Genomic DNA, 15,978 nt, shown 5'->3' with positions numbered 1-15,978 from the left:
AGGCTTTCGGCTTCAGTCGAAGGCGATCCGCCCCGGGTGGGCGAACACCTCGAAGCCGTCGGGCCGGCAGACCGCCGCCAGGGTGATCCCCCCCGCCTCGGCCACATCGATGGCGAGGGCCGTCGGCGCCGAGACCGCGCAGAGCATCGTCGCTCCGAAGGCGGCGGTCTTCTGCACCATCTCCACCGACACCCGGCTGGTCAGCAGCACCACGCCGTCGGCCGGGAGGGCCTGACGCGCCAGGTCGCCGATCAGCTTGTCGAGGGCGTTGTGGCGCCCCACGTCCTCGCGCACGGCCAGGAGGTCGCCCGCGCGCCAATAGCCCGCCGCGTGCACCGCCCGGGTCGCCGCGCCCACCGTCTGGGCCTCGGCCATCGCCGCCATCGCCGTCAGCAATTCGCCGGCCGCCAGCCGCGGACCGGCCCCCACCGAAGCGACCGGCCGCACCGCCTCGGCCAGGCTCTCGACGCCGCACAGGCCGCAGCCCGTCGGCCCGACCATTCGCCGCCGTCTCGCGACCAGCCGCTGGCCCGGATCGCGCGCCAGCCAGACCCGCGCCTCGATCCCTTGCTCGACCTCCACGGCCTCGATCTCGAGGATGTCGGCCAGGCTGTCCGCGATCCCCTCGGTCAGGGTGAAGCCGATCGCCAGGTCCTCGATGTCGGCGGGCGTCGCCATCAGCACGGCGCTGGTCGTCCCGTCGTGGACGATGGCCACCGGCGCCTCCTCGGGCGCCAGGCGCTCCCCCTCCGCCGCCGCGCCGCCGGCCCGCCACTTCAGCGGGGCGACCGGGCGCGAGGTCCGCGAGAAGGGCCTCATGGCGCGGTCGGCGCGCGCCCGACCACGCCTTCGCGCCGCACCGCCAGTTCCGCCCCTCGGTTCGAGGCCGTCGCCTTACGCACCGTCACCGGGATGGATTTGTAGCCCGGCGTGAAGCTCTGCGGATCGTGATGCTCCAGCGCCACCAGCGGCTGGATCTCGGGGAAGTAGGAAGCGCAGCAGCCGTTCGGCATCGACTGCGCCACCAGGGTCAGGCCCTGCACGACCCGGTCGTCGCGGGCGAACTCCAGGGCGGTCGCCACATCGACCAGATCGCCCTCCGCGAAGCCGAGTCGGCGCATTTCCCCCCGGTTCATGAACAGCACGTCGCGCCGGCCGAACACGCCGCGATAGCGGTCGTTCAGGTTGTAGATCGTGGTGTTGTACTGGTCGTGCGCCCGCACGGTGGTCAGGCGCAGCACCTGCGGGTCCTCGGCAGCCGCCTCGCCGAACCCTTCGTGCACCAGGAAGTTGGCGCGGCCGTTGGCGGTGTTCCACTGGCGAAGGGCCGCCGAATTGGTCAGGTGGAAGCCGCCGGGCTTACGGATGCGGGCGTTGTAGTCGGCGAAGGCCGGGAACACCGCCTCGATCTTGTCGCGGATGCGGTCGTAGTCGGCGACCAGTCCGTCCCAGTCGACGCCGCCTTTCGAGCCCAGCGTCGCCTTGGCCATCTCCGCCACGATCCAGGCCTCCGAGCGCACGTTCGGACCCGGCGGCTTCAGGAAACCGCGCGAGGCGTGCACCATCGACATGGAGTCCTCGACGGTCACCGCCTGCACGCCCTCGGCCTGCACGTCGATGTCGGTGCGCCCCAGGCACGGCAGGATGTAGACCTGCCCGGCCAGCAGCAGGTGGGTGCGGTTCAGCTTGGTGGTGATGTGCACCGCCAGGTCGGTGTTGCGGAACGCCTCGGCGCAGGCCGCCGGATCGGACGAGGCCACCGCCAGGTTGCCGCCCAGGCAGACCACCGCCTTGGAGCGCCCCTCGCGCATGGCGGCGATGCTCTCGACCACCGAATGGCCGTGCTCGCGGGGCGGCTCGAAGCCGAACACCTCGCCCAGCCGGTCCAGGAAGGCCGCGCTCGGTCGCTCCCAGATGCCGACCGTGCGGTCGCCCTGCACGTTGCTGTGGCCGCGCAACGGACAGATGCCGGCGCCCGGTCGGCCCATGTTTCCCCGCATCAGCAGCAGGTTGGCGATCTGCTGCACGTTCTGCACCCCGGTGCGGTGCTGGGTCACGCCCATGCCGTAGCAGACGATGGTCGCCTTCGAGGCCGCGTAGGCGCGCGCCACGTCTTCCAGCTCCGCCCGCGCCAGGCCGCTTCCCGCCTCGATCTCGGCCCAGTCGGCGGCCCGCAGGTCGTCGGCGAAGGCTTCGAACCCGGCGGTGTGCTCGGCGATGAAGGCGTGGTCGACGGCGTCCAGATCGAGCAGCGCCTTGCCGATCCCCTTCAGCGCCGCGGCGTCGCCGCCGATCTTCACCTGCAGATAGGTGTCGGCGATGGGCGTCGAGGTCAGGGTCGTCATCTCGACCGGCGACTGCGGCGAGGCGAAGCGTTCCAGCGCCCGCTCCTTCAGCGGGTTCAACACGATGATCCGGCCGCCGCGCTTGGAGAAATTGCGCAGGGTGCTCATCATCCGCGGGTGGTTGGTGCCCGGGTTGTGGCCGATGGAGAGGATCAGGTCGGCCTGATCGAAGTCATCGAGGCTCACCGTCCCCTTGCCGATGCCGATCGACTTCGGCAGCCCCACCGAGGTCGCCTCGTGGCACATGTTCGAGCAGTCGGGGAAGTTGTTGGTCCCGAACAGCCGCACGAACAGCTGGAACAGGAACGCCGCCTCGTTCGAACAGCGGCCGGAGGTGTAGAATTCCGCCTGGTTCGGGTCGGGCAGGGCGCCTAGGCCCGCGCCGATCCCCGCCATCGCCTCGGCCCAGCTCACCGCCTCGAAGCGGTCGCTCGCCGGGTCGTAGCGCAGCGGCTCGGTGACCCGCCCCTGGTCCTCCAGCCAATGGTCCGAGCGGCTCCAAAGGTCGGCCACGGTGTGGGCGGCGAAGAACTCGGGCCCGACGTTGCGCGTCGTCGCCTCCCAGGCCACCGCCTTGGCCCCGTTCTCGCAGAACTCGAAGGCCGAGGTGTGGTCGGGATCGGGCCAGGCGCAGCTCGGGCAATCGAAACCATCAGGCTTGTTCTGGCGCATCAGCGCCTGGCCGGCCCGCGCCGCGGCCTGCTGCTCCTTCAGCGCCTCGGCGACGCCGCGCAGCGCGCCCCAGCCGCCGGCCGGCAGTTCGTAATCGTGGATGCCCTCCGGACGCTTGTCTTCCATCCGTACCTCCGTCGAGGTCGCAGGCTACCTCGGCGTCTGGCCCGGCGCGAGTTGCGACGGCGCCTGCTGCACCTCGGGGTTCTGCGGCGTGATCTTCTGGGCGCCCGGGCGCCCGGTCAGCATCTGCAGCGGCACCGGCGTCGCGCAGGTGCGGGTATGCCAGTCCCACCAGCCGCCGTGCGCCTCGCAGCGCTGGCCGGGCCAGACCCACATCAGGTGGTAGGTCCAGATCGCGATGCCCGCGACGGCGAAGATGCCGATGAACACCAGCTTCAGGCGGTTGATGGCGCGGCTCATGCGGGGCGGGAACTCCAGGGACGCAGTGTGCGTCTAGACGTCGGGGGCGGCTGAAATGCGGCTGACGCTCTCCTTGCGGAAACTTGCAATGCGTTCAAGAGGCGCTATTCCCGCAGGCCGGATAACAAGAGGCGAGAGCGCGCGATGAAGGTGCTGGTCCCGGTCAAGCGGGTCATCGACTACAACGTCAAGGCGCGGGTGAAGCCCGACCAGAGCGGGGTCGAGCTCGCCAACGTCAAGATGAGCATCAATCCGTTCTGCGAGATCGCCGTCGAGGAGGCCGTGCGCCTTCGCGAGAAGGGCGTCGCCGAGGATGTGCTCGCCGTCTCGATCGGCCCGAGCCAGGCGCAGGAGACCCTGCGCACCGCCATGGCCATCGGGGCCGACCGGGCCCTGCTGCTGCAGAGTGATGCCGACCTCGAGCCGCTGGCCGTCGCCAAGGCGCTGAAGGCCGTGGCCGAGGCGGAAAAGCCCGACCTGATCGTGATGGGCAAACAGGCCATCGACGGCGACAACAACGCCGTCGGCCAGATGCTGGCGGCCCTGCTCGGCTGGCCCCAGGCGACCTTCGCCTCGAAGGTCGAGGTGGCGGGCGGCAAGGCTGTCGTCACCCGTGAAGTCGACGGCGGCCTGCAGACCCTCGAAGTCGACCTGCCGGCGGTGGTCACCGTGGATCTGCGCCTCAACGAGCCCCGCTACGCCAGCTTGCCCAACATCATGAAGGCCAAGAAGAAGCCGCTGGAGATCAAGCCGATCGCCGACCTCGGCGTCGATGTCGCGCCCAAGCTCGCCGTGGTGAAGGTCACCGAGCCGCCGAAGCGTTCGGCCGGGGTGAAGGTCGAAAGCGCCGCCGATCTGGTCGGCAAGCTCAAGTCCGCGGGAGTGCTCTGATCATGGCCATCCTCCTCGTCGCCGACCATGAAGCCGGCGAACTGAAAGATACGACCGCCAAGACCCTGACCGCCGCCAAGGCCATTGGTGGGGACATCGACATCCTCGTGGCGGGCGACAACGTCGACGCCGCCGCCAAGGCCGCCGCCGCGCTCTCTGGCGTGCGCAAGGTGCTCACCGCCTCCAGCCCGGCCCTCGGCCAGGGCCTCGCCGAGGCCTATGAGGCCCTGATCGTCCCGCTCGCCGCATCTTACGACGTGGTGCTTGTCCCCTCGACCTCGCAGGGCAAGAACGTCGCCCCGCGCATCGCCGCCAGGCTGGACGTCAGCCAGGTGTCGGACATCGTCGAGGTCGTCGCCCCCGATACCTTCGTGCGCCCGATCTACGCCGGCAACGCGCTGGAGACCGTCAAGTCGGCGCAAGGCAAGCAGGTGATCACCGTCCGTCCGACGGCGTTCAAGGCGGCGGAAGGCGGCGGCTCGGCGGCCATCGAGGCGGTCGACGCCGGGGCCGGCTCGGCCCACAGCCGCTTCGTCGGCGAGGAGAAGGTCAAGTCGGACCGTCCGGAACTCGGCGCCGCCAAGATCGTGGTCTCCGGCGGTCGCGCCCTCGGCTCGGCCGAGGAGTTCAACGCCGTCATCGATCCCCTGGCCGACAAGCTAGGCGCCGCCGTAGGAGCTTCCCGCGCGGCCGTGGACGCCGGCTACGCCCCCAACGACTATCAGGTCGGCCAGACCGGCAAGGTGGTCGCCCCCGAGCTCTACATCGCCATCGGCATCTCGGGCGCCATCCAGCACCTGGCGGGGATGAAGGACAGCAAGGTCATCGTCGCCATCAACAAGGATCCGGAAGCCCCCATCTTCCAGGTCGCCGACTACGGCTGGGTCGCCGACTACAAGACCGCCGTGCCGGAGCTGATGTCGGCGCTGGGCTGACGCAGGTCGTCAAATCGTGGCCAAGCTGCGGCCGGAACGGGCGCCGCTGATACATTGAGACACGTCACGGCAATCGGTTCGCGACGTTCGGGCGACACCGTGAGATCGTCACATGGGTTGTGACGATTTCAGGGGCGCCGCCGCCACGTGACCGACTATCGACCGCCTGTCTTCCTCAGCAGCCTGTGGCGGAGCGGCTCGACCTACGTCTGGTCGCGGTTCCGGGCCGACCCGTCGACCTGCTGCTTCTATGAGCCGCTGCACGACGGCCTGGCGAGCCTGACCCGCGCCGACATCGCCAAGGATACGCCCGGCCAGATCGCCAGTCTGCGCCACCCGGCCCTCGCCGAACCCTATTTCGCGGAGTACGCGCCGCTGCTGCGCCCGTCCGGCGGCGTGCCGCGCTTCTCGGCGGACCTCGCCCATGACCGATGGTGTCTGCGGCCGACCGAGTCGCATCCCCGCATGGCCCGCTACATAGACCACCTGATCGCCCACGCCCGCGCCCAGGGACGCCAGGCCGTGCTCGGCTGTGTGCGCGCGCCGCTGCGTCTCGGATGGGTCGGCCGTCAGCGGCTGGACATGCGGCTCGTCCATATCGACCGGGCGCCGCTCGATGTCTGGCGCTCCTGCGTCCACCAGGGCGAGGCCGGCCGTTCCTTCTTCGGCAACTGGCTGCGGGTGGTCTGGCGCAATCGCAACGATCCGGCGATGGCGCCCGTCTTCGAGCGCCTGCCCTGGCCGACCGGCTGGCGAGCCGGCCTGACCAAGCCCAAGCACCGTCACCGCGCCATGCTTCAGGCCATGTCGCCGGAAGAGACCTACTTCCTGATCGCCTACATGTGGGGCGCCGCCGCGCTGCATGGTCTGACCCACGCCCACGCCGTCGTCGACATCAACCGCGGGGCCGAGCCCGGCTACAACGGCGCCATTGGCGAGCGCCTGCGCGAGCTTTGCCGGTCGGAGGTCAGCCTCGACGACCTGTGCGCGCCGCCGCCCCCGACCTTGGCCCAGCCGGAGGACCACGTCGGGATCGAGACCGCCGCCATGTTCGCCTTGCGCCATCGCGCCCCGGCGCACCTGTTCGATGCCCGGACGGTGTTCGGGCGTCTGTCCGAACTGGCTCCGGAGAAGGCGGCGTTGTTGACCCAGGCCCTGCCGCCGACCCTGCGCGCCGGCGCCGCGACCCGGCTCTCGGCGGTTCGCTAGGCGCTGACGGCCGTCAGCCGTCCTTCAGCGCCGCATAGACGCGCGTCGCCAGCTGCTCGACGGTGAACGGCTTGCTGAGCAGGGAGACGCCGGCGTCGACCACGCCGTTGTGAACCACGGCGTCGCGCGTGTAGCCGGTGGTGTAGAGCACCTTCAGGCCGGGCTGCTGTTTCGCCGCCGCCTCGGCCAGCTCGCGGCCGTTCATGCCCGGCATGATGATGTCGGTGAACAGAAGGTCGATCGTTCCGATCTCGCGCAGCATCGCCAGGGCCGCCGGGCCGTCGTGGGCATGCCGCACCGTGTAGCCGAGGTCGCGCAGGGTCTCGACGCTGACGGCGCGCAGGGCGTCCTCGTCCTCCACCACCAGGATGATCCGCCCCGGCGCCCCCACCGGGGTCACTTCGCCCTCGGCCAGCGCCGACGGCCCCGCCGGGGCCTCGCCGCGCTTGTCGCGCGGCATGTAGAGTTTCACCGTCGTGCCCAGGCCGACCTCGGAGTAGATGCGCGCCTGGCCGCCGGTCTGCCGGGCGAAGCCGTAGATCTGCGAGAGGCCCAGCCCCGTGCCCTTGCCCGCCGGCTTGGTGGTGAAGAAGGGGTCGAAGGCCTTGGCCAGCACCTCCGGGGTCATGCCCTGGCCGGTGTCGGTCACGCTGACCATCACATAGTGTCCCGGCGCCACGCCCGGATGCTGGGCCGCATAGGCCTCGTCGAGGTGCGCGTTGGCGGTCTCCACGGTCAGCCGGCCGCCGTTCGGCATGGCGTCGCGGGCGTTGACCGCCAGGTTGAGCAGGGCGCTTTCCAGCTGCGTCGGGTCGGCGTAGGCGGGCCACAGGCCGCCGGCCAGCACCGTCTCGATCTGCACTTCCGCGCCGAGCGTGCGCAGCAGCATGTCCGACATGCCGGAGACCAGGGCGTTGAGGTCCACCGCCTTCGGCTCCAGCGGCTGCTGGCGCGAGAAGGCCAATAGGCGGCGGGTCAGGGTGGCGGCCTTGGTCGCGCCCTCCAGGGCGCCGCCGAGCCGGGCCTCCAGCTTCGCGCGGTCCCCGATATGGCGCCGCGCCATGTCGATGTTGCCGATGATCACCGCCAGCATGTTGTTGAAGTCGTGGGCCACCCCGCCGGTCAGCTGGCCCAGCGCCTCCATCTTCTGCAGCTGGCGCACCTGGGCCTCGGCGTGGGCCCGCTCCTGCGCCTCGCGCTGCAACTGGTCGTTGGTCGAGACCAGGGTGTCGTGCGCCGCCTGCAGCGCCTCCTCGTTTCGCCGGGCCTGGTTCAGCCAGACCAGCAGGCTGACCAGGGTGCCCATCGCCAGCAGCGACAGAAGGCCGAACAGGCCGTAGCTGAACCTCCGGCTCGCCGCCGTCCGCTCCACCAGCGTGGCCGTCTCGCGCTCGGACATGGCCCCGATCACCCGGCGGATGGCGTCCATCCGCTCGCGGCCGTAGTCGCTGCGCACCATCTGCAGGGCCGAGTCGGCGTCGCGCGCCTGGGCCTGGGCGATGGTGCTGTTCAGTGCGGCCAGCTTGCCCTGGATCATCGGCCGCAGCATCCGCACCGCCCGCACTTGGTCGGGATTGTCGATCACCTCGGCCTCCAGGCCGGTGACCTCGGCCTCCACCCGCGCGACCGCCGAATTATAGGGACCGAGGTAGCCCGCCTCGCCGGTGAGCAGGAAACCCCGCTGACCGGTCTCGGCGTCCTGCATGGCTGAAAGCACGGTGGTCAGTCGCCGCTGCACGTCCACCGAATGGCGCACGCCCTGCAGCCGCGCCTCATAGCCGCGCGTGGCGAACACGGCCGCCAGGGCGAACACGGCGATCACCCCGCCCACGAGCAGGGCGGCCGATCCGGCGGGAAGGCGGCGGAGGTCGATCACGCTAGGGCCTGAAGCGGGGCGGTAGGCGGCGCACTGTGGCGCCCTGGCGGCGGCTTGTCATGGTTTCGCTTCGCGGCTCGACCGGACGTCGCGGTAGGCGACAGCGCCGCACTGCGTGCTATAACGCGCTCTTATTGCAGCGCAGCAGGGCTTCAGGGGCATGGCGAAGATCCAAACGGTGGGCATCATCGGCTCCGGCCAGATGGGTGCGGGCATCGCGCATGTGGCGGCCCTCGCCGGCTACGAGGTTCGTCTGCACGACGTGGCGGCCGACCGAATCCAGGCGGGCCTTTCCAACATCGAAAAGAATCTTGGCCGTCAGGTGGCGAAGGAAGCCATCGACCAGGCCGCGATGACCGCCGCCCTCGGCCGCATCAAGGGCGCCGCCGACATCGCCGAGATCGGCCAGTGCGACATCGCCATCGAGGCCGCGACCGAGAACGAGGAGGTCAAGAAGTCGATCTTCCGCGGCCTCACCGAGCATCTGAAGCCGGAGACGATCCTCGCTTCCAACACCTCGTCGATCTCGATCACCCGCCTGGCCTCGGTCACCGACCGCCCGGAAAAGTTCATCGGCCTCCACTTCATGAATCCCGTACCGATCATGAAGCTGGTGGAGATCATCCGCGGCATCGCCACCGACAAGCCGACTTACGAAACCGCCGTCACCTTCGCCGAGTCCCTGGGCAAGACCACCGCCAACGCCGAGGATTTCCCGGCCTTCATCGTCAATCGCATCCTGGCCCCGATGATCAACGAGGCGGTCTACACCCTCTACGAGGGCGTCGGCACCGTCTCCTCGATCGACACCGCCATGAAGCTCGGCGCCAACCATCCGATGGGCCCGCTGGAGCTCGGCGACTTCATCGGCCTCGACACCCTGCTGTCGATCATGAACGTGCTCCACGACGGCCTGGCCGACAGCAAGTACCGTCCGTGCCCGCTGCTGGTGAAATATGTCGAGGCCGGCTGGCTCGGTAAGAAGTCCGGCCGCGGCTTCTACGACTATCGCGGCGAGACCCCCGTTCCGACGCGCTGATTTTTCTCCTCCCCCGCCTGCGGGGGAGGGGGACCGGCGTAGCCGGTGGAGGGGGCGCTAAGGCATCGGCCACGCCCCCTCCGTCACGGCGCTGGCGCGCCGCGCCACCTCCCCCGCTTCGCAGTGGAGGAGAATATAGGGTGCTTCGTCACACCCCCGTTTAACCGTTTGGCGGTTCCGCCAAGCGCAGCCGATACTGTCGAACGATTCGGAACCCGACGGGACGATGCGCAAGCTGACTCTGGGGCTGCTCACGGGCGCCTATCTCTGCCTGTCCTTGATCGTCGCCTTGGGCCTCTGGCGCAACGGCGGGGGCTGGGGCGCGGGCCTTTCGGCCCTCATCGCCTGCCTCGGCCTGGCCTTCGCCCTGCACGGCGTCGTCGGACGCTTTCTGGAAAGCGCCCGGCTGCGGGCCGAGATCGACGCCGTCCGCCAGGCCCACGGCCTGCTGCTCACCCAGCTCGAACGCATCGACGCCCGTCTCTCCGAGGTGGTCGACACCGTCACCGTCGAGAACCTCCGCCGCAACGAGGAGCTCACCGACGAGGTCCACATGCTGGAGGACATGGTCGCCCGCATGGGCGAGCGGCTCGAAGCGCGCCTCACCGATCAGATGGCCGCCGCCCACGGCCCCGCGCGCGCTCGCTCGCCGCAGTCTCACATCCTGCTGGAGACGGTCCGCGACGCCCTGGCCGAGAACCGCGTCGACCTCTACCTGCAGCCCGTCGTCGGCCTGCCGCAGCGCCGCACCGTCTTCTACGAAAGCTTCTCGCGCCTGCGCGACGAGAGCGGCCGCGTGATGATGCCGGCCGAATACCTGGCGGTGGCCGAGCCGGAAGGCCTCGTGGCCGCCATCGACAACCTGCTGCTGTTCCGCTGCGTGCAGATCGTCCGCCGCCTCGCCAAGCAGGACCGCAAGGTCGGCATCTTCTGCAACATCTCCCTGGCCAGCCTCGGCGACGAGGTGTTCTTCCCGCAGTTCCTCGAATTCCTGCAGGCCAACCGCGACATGGCCGGCGCCCTGATCTTCGAGCTCGGCCAGAGCGCCTTCGACCAGCGCGGCTCGGTCGAGGCCCGCCACATGGCGCGCCTGGCCGACCTCGGCTTCCGTTTCTCGCTGGACAAGGTCCATGACCTCGACCTCGACTTCCAGGACCTGGCCCGCGCCGACGTGAAGTTCGTCAAGGTCGGCGCCGCCATGCTGCTCGACCAGCTGGAGGAGGTGGACGGCCGCCTGATCATCCGCACCCTGCCCGACCTCCAGGCCCCCGACTTCGCCAACCTCACCCGCCGCTACGGCATCGAAATCATCGCCGAGAAGGTCGAGAGCGAGCGCCAGGTCGTCGATGTCCTCGAACTCGACATCGGCTACGGCCAGGGCCACCTGTTCGGCGAACCCCGCGCCATCCGCGACGCCGTCCTGGCGGAAGCCGATCCGCCCGCGACCTTCATGCGCGACGCCATCCGCCGACGGGCGGCTGGGGGCAGGGGGTAGTAAAACAGAACCCTTCCCCCTCGATGGGGAAGGGCAGGGATGGGGGTGACTACGGCGTGTCCGCCTCCAGGCGGTTTCCCAACCTCTCCAGAATCTCCTCCGCCACCATCCGTGCGACCATAACCGGCTCCGTTAGGGCGTCGCCGTCGCTGACCCGAAGCACTCGATAGCCCTGAGTGGTCAGCCACGCGTCGCGTTCGGCGTCGTAGAGTTGAGCTTCGTCCAACTCATGCCCTATGCCATCGACCTCGATCACAAGGCGGGCTTCGTGTTGTGCGAAATCGGCGATGTAGCGGCCTATAGGCGCCTGCCGCCGGATGTGGAGTTCGAGTTTACGAAGCTCGCGCCAGAGATTGCGTTCGCTAAGGGTCATGTCGCGCCGCAATCGGCGAGCGCGGCGGATGGCTCCAGGGGAATGCAGAGGCCTTACCGGAAATGACATGACGAAAGCTTCGGCGATCCGAACACCTCTGGCTAGGTCGTTGGCGTGGCTGGCGCAGCAGTCACCCCCACCCCCCTGCCCCTCCCCCATCAAGGGGGAGGGATGCTTAAAGGAAGCCCAAACGCGAAAAACGCCCCCCGGTCTCCCGGGAGGCGCTTCCGTACGCTTACGCTACTCTACGCTTACTAACCGCCCCCCGAAGGGCGCGGGGTACTAAACCGGTCTTAGAACTTGCGGACGTAGGACACGGCCCAGGTGTCGGCCTTGTCGAAGTCGCCGTCGAAGTCATAGCGGGTGTAGTCGACGCGGACGCCGTTGGCGCCGTCGAACGAGTACTGGGCGCCGACGCCGTAGTTCCAGGATTCCTGGCTGCCTTCGACCTTCGTGCCGAGGGCCGAGGCTTCCAGCTTCGAGCTGCCGTAGCCGACGCGGCCCAGCAGGTCGAACTTGTCGTTGATCGGCAGGATGCCGACGCCGTAGAGGGCGACGCTGTGCTTCAGTTCGCCCTTGACGTTGACGCCGCCGACGTTGGCGCTGTCGTCCTTCACGCCGAAGCCGGCTTCGGCTTCCACGGCGAAGTTCGGGTGGAACTGGGCGCCGACGCGGCCGGTCAGGGCGCCGAGGGTCACGTCTTCCGCGTCGATCGCGGTGTAGCCGACGTTGCCGTAGAACGAGGTTTGCGTCTGCGCGGCGGCCGGCAGGGCGGCCAGGGCGGCGGCGGAGAGGGCGGCGGCGCCGACGAGCATCGAGAGTTTCATGGGACTTAAAGCCTTTTAATCTGCCCGCCCAACTCGGCGGGGAGAGCGGGAGGTATGGTCGTTTCTGCCCTGCTGCAATGCAGCGAATGCTCGCTCCGAGGCAGATGTGACAGTTTGGCAACGGCGACGCTTCCCGCCCTTGAATCGCCCAAATCAGTGACTAACGCGGGCGCGCCGCCCGTTCGCGCGAGGATGCCGCGAGCATGCCGCGATGCAGCGAGCCGTTGACCCCCAAGGCCCGTGGGTTTAGCCCCGCGCCATGACCGAAGCGCCCGAAGCGGCCCCCGCGCCGCCCGCCCTGATCGCAGGCCTCTCCGACATCGCCGACCGCTACGACGTCCTGCTGTGCGACGTCTGGGGCGTGATCCACAACGGGCGCGAAAGCTTCCCCGCCGCCTGCGAGGCGCTGGTCAAGTTCCGCCAGCGCCGCGGTCCGGTGGTGCTGATCTCCAACTCGCCGCGCCCTTCCGCCGATGTGGTCGCCCAGCTCGACGGCCTCGGCGTGCCGCGCGAGGCGTGGAGCGCCTTCGTCACCTCGGGCGACGCGACCCGCGCCCTGCTGGCCGAGCGGTCGCCCGGTCCGGCCTGGCGCCTCGGCCCCCAGCGCGACGATCCCCTGTTCGCCGACCTCGGCCTCGACTTCGCCACGGCGGACAAGGCGTCGTTCCTGGCGGTCTCCGGCCTTGAGAACGACGACGTCGAAACCCCGGAACACTACCGCGAGCGCCTGCAGCAGGCGGCCGACCGCAAGCTGCCGATGATCTGCGCCAACCCCGACCGCGTGGTCCAGAAGGGCGACGTGCTGATCTACTGCGCCGGCGCCCTGGCCGACCTCTACACCGACATGGGCGGCGAGGTAATCATGGCCGGCAAGCCCTATCCCGCCATCTACGACCTGGCCGTGGCGGAGGCCGAGGCCTTGCGCGGCGGGCCGGTGAAGCGCTCGCGCGTGCTGTGCATCGGCGACGGCCTCGGCACTGACGTGCTCGGCGCCAACAACCAGGCGCTCGATGTCCTGTTCATCGCCAAGGGCATCCACGCCGCCTCGGCCCTGGTCGACGGCCGGCTCACCGACGAGTCGTTGGGCAAGGCCCTCGCCGAGCACGGCGTTCACGCCCGTTGGGCCAGCGCCGACCTCGCCTGGGGCGAACAGACCGGCGAACTGGCCTTCGAGGACCTGGAGATCGGCTGGTCGGCCGAAACCGTGCGCCACGTCGAGGCGGTCGACATCGACCTCTTCGCCAAGGTCAGCGGCGACTACAATCCGATCCACGTCGACGAGGCCTTCGCGGCGACCACCGTGTTCAAGAGCCGCATCGCCCACGGCATGCTCTCGGGCGCCTACATCTCGGCCCTGATGGCCAGCCGCCTTCCCGGCAAGGGCTCGGTCTACCTGTCGCAGAATCTCCGCTTCCTGCGCCCCGTGCGCATCGGCGACGACGTCACCGTGCGTATCGAGGTCGTCGCCCTCGACGAGAAGAAGGCCCACGCCACCCTGGCCACCACCTGCAAGCTCGGCCGCAAGATGGCCGTCGACGGCGAGGCGACGGTGATGGTCCCCCGCCGCGGAACACCCGCTTGAAAATCTACTGCGACTGGCGCGGCCTCACCGAGGCCGACAAGGGCGCCGCCGTGGCGCTCGGCAATTTCGACGGCGTGCACCTCGGCCACCAGAAGGTGATCGCCCTCGCGGCCGAGGCCGCCAAACGCCTCGGCGCGCCGCTGGGCGTGGTCACCTTCGATCCCCATCCGCGCCGCATCTTCCGCCCCACCGACCCGCCGTTCCGGCTTATGAGCCTGGATCAGCAGGCGCGCGCCCTGGCCGCCCTCGGCGTCGAACGCCTCTATCTGCTGCCCTTCGACTTCGAGATGGCCAACCTCACCGACGAGGGTTTCGCGACCGAGGTCCTGGCCAAGGGCCTCGGCGTCCGCCACGTGGCCGTCGGCTTCGACATCTCGTTCGGCAAGGGCCGCACCGGCAGCCCCGAGGCCATGGCCGACTACGGCGCCCGGCTCGGCTTCGGCGTCTCCACCGCCCCGGCCCTGCTCGGGCCGCACGGCGAGAAGGTCTCCTCCAGCGAAGTGCGCGACTTCCTGCGCGACGGCGATCCGGCCGGCGCCGCCCAGGTGCTCGGTCGGCCTTTCGCCATCGAAGGCGTCGTCCGCCGCGGCCGCCAACTCGGCCGCACGCTCGGCTATCCCACCGCCAATGTCGCGCTGGAGGACTACGTCGCCCCCCGCCTGGGGGTCTACGCCACCCGCACCAGGCTGCCGGACGGCCGGGTCCTGCCGGGCGTCGCCAATATCGGCTGCAACCCGACCACCGGCCTCGTCGACGCCCGCCTGGAGGTCTTCCTCTTCGATTTCGACGAGGATCTCTACGGCCAGGTCATCGAAACCGAACTCGTCGCCTTCCTCCGCCTGGAAGCCAAGTTCGACGGCCTCCCGGCCCTGATCGACGCCATCAAGACAGACGAAGCGAACGCCCGGGCGATCCTGGGCGCCTGAGGCGATTAGCCCCTACTGTCCGTCATCGCCGGGCCTGTCCCGGCGATCCATGCGTGGCGACGCTCAGTCGCGCGCTCAAGCGCGCCCCAACGGCGGTGGTCATGGATGGCCGGGACAGGCCCGGCCATGACGGAATAGAAGACCCGGCCGACCGCGCCCCCCTGCCGCCTCGCCAAGCAAAAACGCTTCCCGCCCGCCATATTCTCGCCCGACCGGGCTTGGAATTGCGGGCGCGCGCTGCTGTAACCGGCGCTCGCCCTTTGTCCCTACGCACCCCGGAGATCGCCATGGCTCGATCGCTCGGAGCGCTTCTTGCGTTCTCTCTTCCAGCCCTCGCCGCCATGGGAGGCCACGCCCTGGCCGCGCCCATTCCGCCGGCCGTGCGCGACATGATCGAGGCGGCCGGCGACGATCCGGCCAAGCTCAACGTCGTCGCCGAGATCGCCCGCAAGACCAACCCCGACGCCCGCGACGAGATCGACGCCCTGGTCACCTTCATCCGCGACGACGCCGAGAAGATGCGCAGGGCCCGGCTAGGCAGCTATCGCTTTCGGGAAGGTTGGACAGGGCAGGGCGAGGCCGGCGGCTCCCTGGCCACCGGCAACACCGACGAGAGCGGGATCACCGTCGGCCTGAACCTCAACAAGGAGACGATCACCCGGCGCCACCGCCTGACCGCGCTGGTCGACTCCAAGACCGCCGCCGGCGTGCAGACCACCGAGCGCTACAGCGCCGGTTACCAGGGCGACTTCAAGTTCACCGAGCGGACCTATTCCAACGTCCTGGTCGGGTGGGAGCGCGACCCCTTCGCCGGGCTCGACCGCCGCTTCAGCGAGTCGATCGGTGTCGGCTACCGCTTCCTGCAGGGCGGCCCGATGACCCTCGACATGGATGTCGGCGTCGCCGCCCGCCAGACGCGCTACGCCGACGGCGCGCTCAACGACATGGGCGTCATCGTCCCCGGCGGCGATGAATCCACCCTGGGCGCGCGCCTCGGCGCCCGCTACGAGTGGAAGCTGTCCTCCGACAGCGTGTTCACCAACATCTCCTCGGCCTATCTCGACAGCCGCAGCAACACGGTGGAATCGGCCTTCGCGGTCACCACCAAGCTGATCGGCCACCTCTCCTGGCGCGGCTCGCTCAACGTCCGCTACGAATCCGCCCCGCCCCCGCCGCGCGAGCAGCTCGATACTCTGACGCGGTTGTCGCTGGTGTATGCGTTCTAAGGACTCCCATCCTCCGCTCACCCCGGCGAAGGCGGGGCCCAAGCCGACTCGCCGGAAGAGCTCGGTCTCGAAGCGTTGAGGCGTTCCAGGTCCGAAGCGAGTTCGGATCTTCAGCTTGGATCCCGGCCTTCGCCGGGAAGAGCGGGTGTATTGTTGACC

General features: G+C 69.5%; 14 protein-coding genes and 1 pseudogene. 9 read left to right on the top strand and 6 right to left on the bottom strand.

The genetic code is table 11. The annotated features are described in order from the left end of the window. Positions 1-12 precede the first annotated feature (12 nt). From fdhD to ACFLIT_RS09335, 3 genes are read right to left on the bottom strand one after another with little or no spacing between them, the layout of a single operon-like run. Positions 13-819 carry a formate dehydrogenase accessory sulfurtransferase FdhD gene (gene fdhD / locus ACFLIT_RS09345; RefSeq protein ID WP_479910948.1) on the bottom strand — a complete coding sequence of 269 codons (807 nt, stop codon included), beginning with the start codon at positions 817-819 and terminating at the stop codon, positions 13-15. Next, positions 816-3,143: an FdhF/YdeP family oxidoreductase gene (locus ACFLIT_RS09340; RefSeq protein ID WP_479910947.1), complete on the bottom strand. Its 2,328-nt coding sequence runs from the start codon at positions 3,141-3,143 to the stop codon at positions 816-818. Before ACFLIT_RS09340 ends, fdhD begins: the two co-directional genes overlap by 4 nt. 24 nt (positions 3,144-3,167) lie before the next feature. After that, positions 3,168-3,440, bottom strand: coding sequence for a hypothetical protein (locus ACFLIT_RS09335; RefSeq protein WP_479910946.1), 273 nt, complete (start codon positions 3,438-3,440; stop codon positions 3,168-3,170). A 144-nt stretch (positions 3,441-3,584) separates the two neighbouring features. On the opposite strand from ACFLIT_RS09335, the gene ACFLIT_RS09330 reads away from it, so the two are divergent. The 3 genes from ACFLIT_RS09330 (at position 3,585) to ACFLIT_RS09320 (ending at position 6,475) form a co-directional block, all read left to right on the top strand. Beyond that, positions 3,585-4,331: an electron transfer flavoprotein subunit beta/FixA family protein gene (locus ACFLIT_RS09330; RefSeq protein WP_479910945.1), complete on the top strand. Its 747-nt coding sequence runs from the start codon at positions 3,585-3,587 to the stop codon at positions 4,329-4,331. A 2-nt stretch (positions 4,332-4,333) separates the two neighbouring features. Beyond that, entirely contained in the window at positions 4,334-5,266 is a 933-nt protein-coding gene (locus ACFLIT_RS09325; RefSeq protein WP_479910944.1) for an electron transfer flavoprotein subunit alpha/FixB family protein, read from the top strand. Between the two features lie 147 nt (positions 5,267-5,413). Beyond that, complete coding sequence (locus ACFLIT_RS09320; protein ID WP_479910943.1) at positions 5,414-6,475, top strand: hypothetical protein; 1,062 nt, start codon at positions 5,414-5,416, stop codon at positions 6,473-6,475. A gap of 13 nt (positions 6,476-6,488) precedes the next feature. Here ACFLIT_RS09320 and ACFLIT_RS09315 read toward each other — a convergent pair whose 3' ends face one another. Further along, positions 6,489-8,351 carry a CHASE3 domain-containing protein gene (locus tag ACFLIT_RS09315; RefSeq protein WP_479910942.1) on the bottom strand — a complete coding sequence of 621 codons (1,863 nt, stop codon included), beginning with the start codon at positions 8,349-8,351 and terminating at the stop codon, positions 6,489-6,491. A 160-nt stretch (positions 8,352-8,511) separates the two neighbouring features. On the opposite strand from ACFLIT_RS09315, the gene ACFLIT_RS09310 reads away from it, so the two are divergent. Beyond that, a complete protein-coding gene (locus ACFLIT_RS09310; RefSeq protein WP_479910941.1) occupies positions 8,512-9,390 on the top strand; it encodes a 3-hydroxybutyryl-CoA dehydrogenase in 879 nt (292 codons plus the stop codon). A 226-nt stretch (positions 9,391-9,616) separates the two neighbouring features. Continuing rightward, the gene (gene tipF / locus ACFLIT_RS09305; RefSeq protein WP_479910940.1) at positions 9,617-10,885 is read left to right on the top strand and encodes a flagella assembly cyclic-di-GMP phosphodiesterase TipF; all 1,269 of its coding nucleotides are present in this window, start codon (positions 9,617-9,619) and stop codon (positions 10,883-10,885) included. Positions 10,886-10,934: 49 nt separating this feature from the next. On the opposite strand, the gene ACFLIT_RS09300 is transcribed toward tipF, so the two are convergent. After that, complete coding sequence (locus ACFLIT_RS09300) at positions 10,935-11,327, bottom strand: endonuclease domain-containing protein (protein WP_479910939.1); 393 nt, start codon at positions 11,325-11,327, stop codon at positions 10,935-10,937. A 224-nt stretch (positions 11,328-11,551) separates the two neighbouring features. Then, the gene (locus tag ACFLIT_RS09295) at positions 11,552-12,085 is read right to left on the bottom strand and encodes a porin family protein (protein ID WP_479910938.1); all 534 of its coding nucleotides are present in this window, start codon (positions 12,083-12,085) and stop codon (positions 11,552-11,554) included. 259 nt (positions 12,086-12,344) lie between these two features. On the opposite strand from ACFLIT_RS09295, the pseudogene ACFLIT_RS09290 reads away from it, so the two are divergent. The 4 genes and pseudogenes from ACFLIT_RS09290 to ACFLIT_RS09275 form a co-directional block, all read left to right on the top strand. After that, a pseudogene (locus ACFLIT_RS09290) lies at positions 12,345-13,229 on the top strand (TIGR01459 family HAD-type hydrolase); the annotation flags it as partial. 18 nt (positions 13,230-13,247) lie between these two features. Then, positions 13,248-13,667 carry a MaoC family dehydratase gene (locus tag ACFLIT_RS09285; protein WP_479911159.1) on the top strand — a complete coding sequence of 140 codons (420 nt, stop codon included), beginning with the start codon at positions 13,248-13,250 and terminating at the stop codon, positions 13,665-13,667. Further along, the gene (locus ACFLIT_RS09280) at positions 13,664-14,593 is read left to right on the top strand and encodes a bifunctional riboflavin kinase/FAD synthetase (RefSeq protein WP_479910937.1); all 930 of its coding nucleotides are present in this window, start codon (positions 13,664-13,666) and stop codon (positions 14,591-14,593) included. The genes ACFLIT_RS09285 and ACFLIT_RS09280 overlap by 4 nt, the downstream gene beginning before the upstream one ends. A gap of 287 nt (positions 14,594-14,880) precedes the next feature. Next, positions 14,881-15,819 carry a DUF481 domain-containing protein gene (locus ACFLIT_RS09275; protein ID WP_479910936.1) on the top strand — a complete coding sequence of 313 codons (939 nt, stop codon included), beginning with the start codon at positions 14,881-14,883 and terminating at the stop codon, positions 15,817-15,819. The last annotated feature ends 159 nt before the right edge of the window (positions 15,820-15,978 follow it).

The sequence above is a fragment of the Caulobacter sp. HJHS_5 genome (assembly GCF_056683955.1).
This window is presented reverse-complemented; position numbering and strand designations above follow the sequence as displayed.

Bases quoted from the DNA above. Each gene is read 5' to 3' on its own strand.
- fdhD (WP_479910948.1), bottom strand. From the start codon at position 819: ATGAGGCCCTTCTCGCGGACCTCGCGCCCGGTCGCCCCGCTGAAGTGG.
- ACFLIT_RS09340 (WP_479910947.1), bottom strand. From the start codon at position 3,143: ATGGAAGACAAGCGTCCGGAGGGCATCCACGATTACGAACTGCCGGCC.
- ACFLIT_RS09335 (WP_479910946.1), bottom strand. From the start codon at position 3,440: ATGAGCCGCGCCATCAACCGCCTGAAGCTGGTGTTCATCGGCATCTTC.
- ACFLIT_RS09330 (WP_479910945.1), top strand. From the start codon at position 3,585: ATGAAGGTGCTGGTCCCGGTCAAGCGGGTCATCGACTACAACGTCAAG.
- ACFLIT_RS09325 (WP_479910944.1), top strand. From the start codon at position 4,334: ATGGCCATCCTCCTCGTCGCCGACCATGAAGCCGGCGAACTGAAAGAT.
- ACFLIT_RS09310 (WP_479910941.1), top strand. From the start codon at position 8,512: ATGGCGAAGATCCAAACGGTGGGCATCATCGGCTCCGGCCAGATGGGT.
- tipF (WP_479910940.1), top strand. From the start codon at position 9,617: ATGCGCAAGCTGACTCTGGGGCTGCTCACGGGCGCCTATCTCTGCCTG.
- ACFLIT_RS09300 (WP_479910939.1), bottom strand. From the start codon at position 11,327: ATGTCATTTCCGGTAAGGCCTCTGCATTCCCCTGGAGCCATCCGCCGC.
- ACFLIT_RS09295 (WP_479910938.1), bottom strand. From the start codon at position 12,085: ATGAAACTCTCGATGCTCGTCGGCGCCGCCGCCCTCTCCGCCGCCGCC.
- ACFLIT_RS09275 (WP_479910936.1), top strand. From the start codon at position 14,881: ATGGCTCGATCGCTCGGAGCGCTTCTTGCGTTCTCTCTTCCAGCCCTC.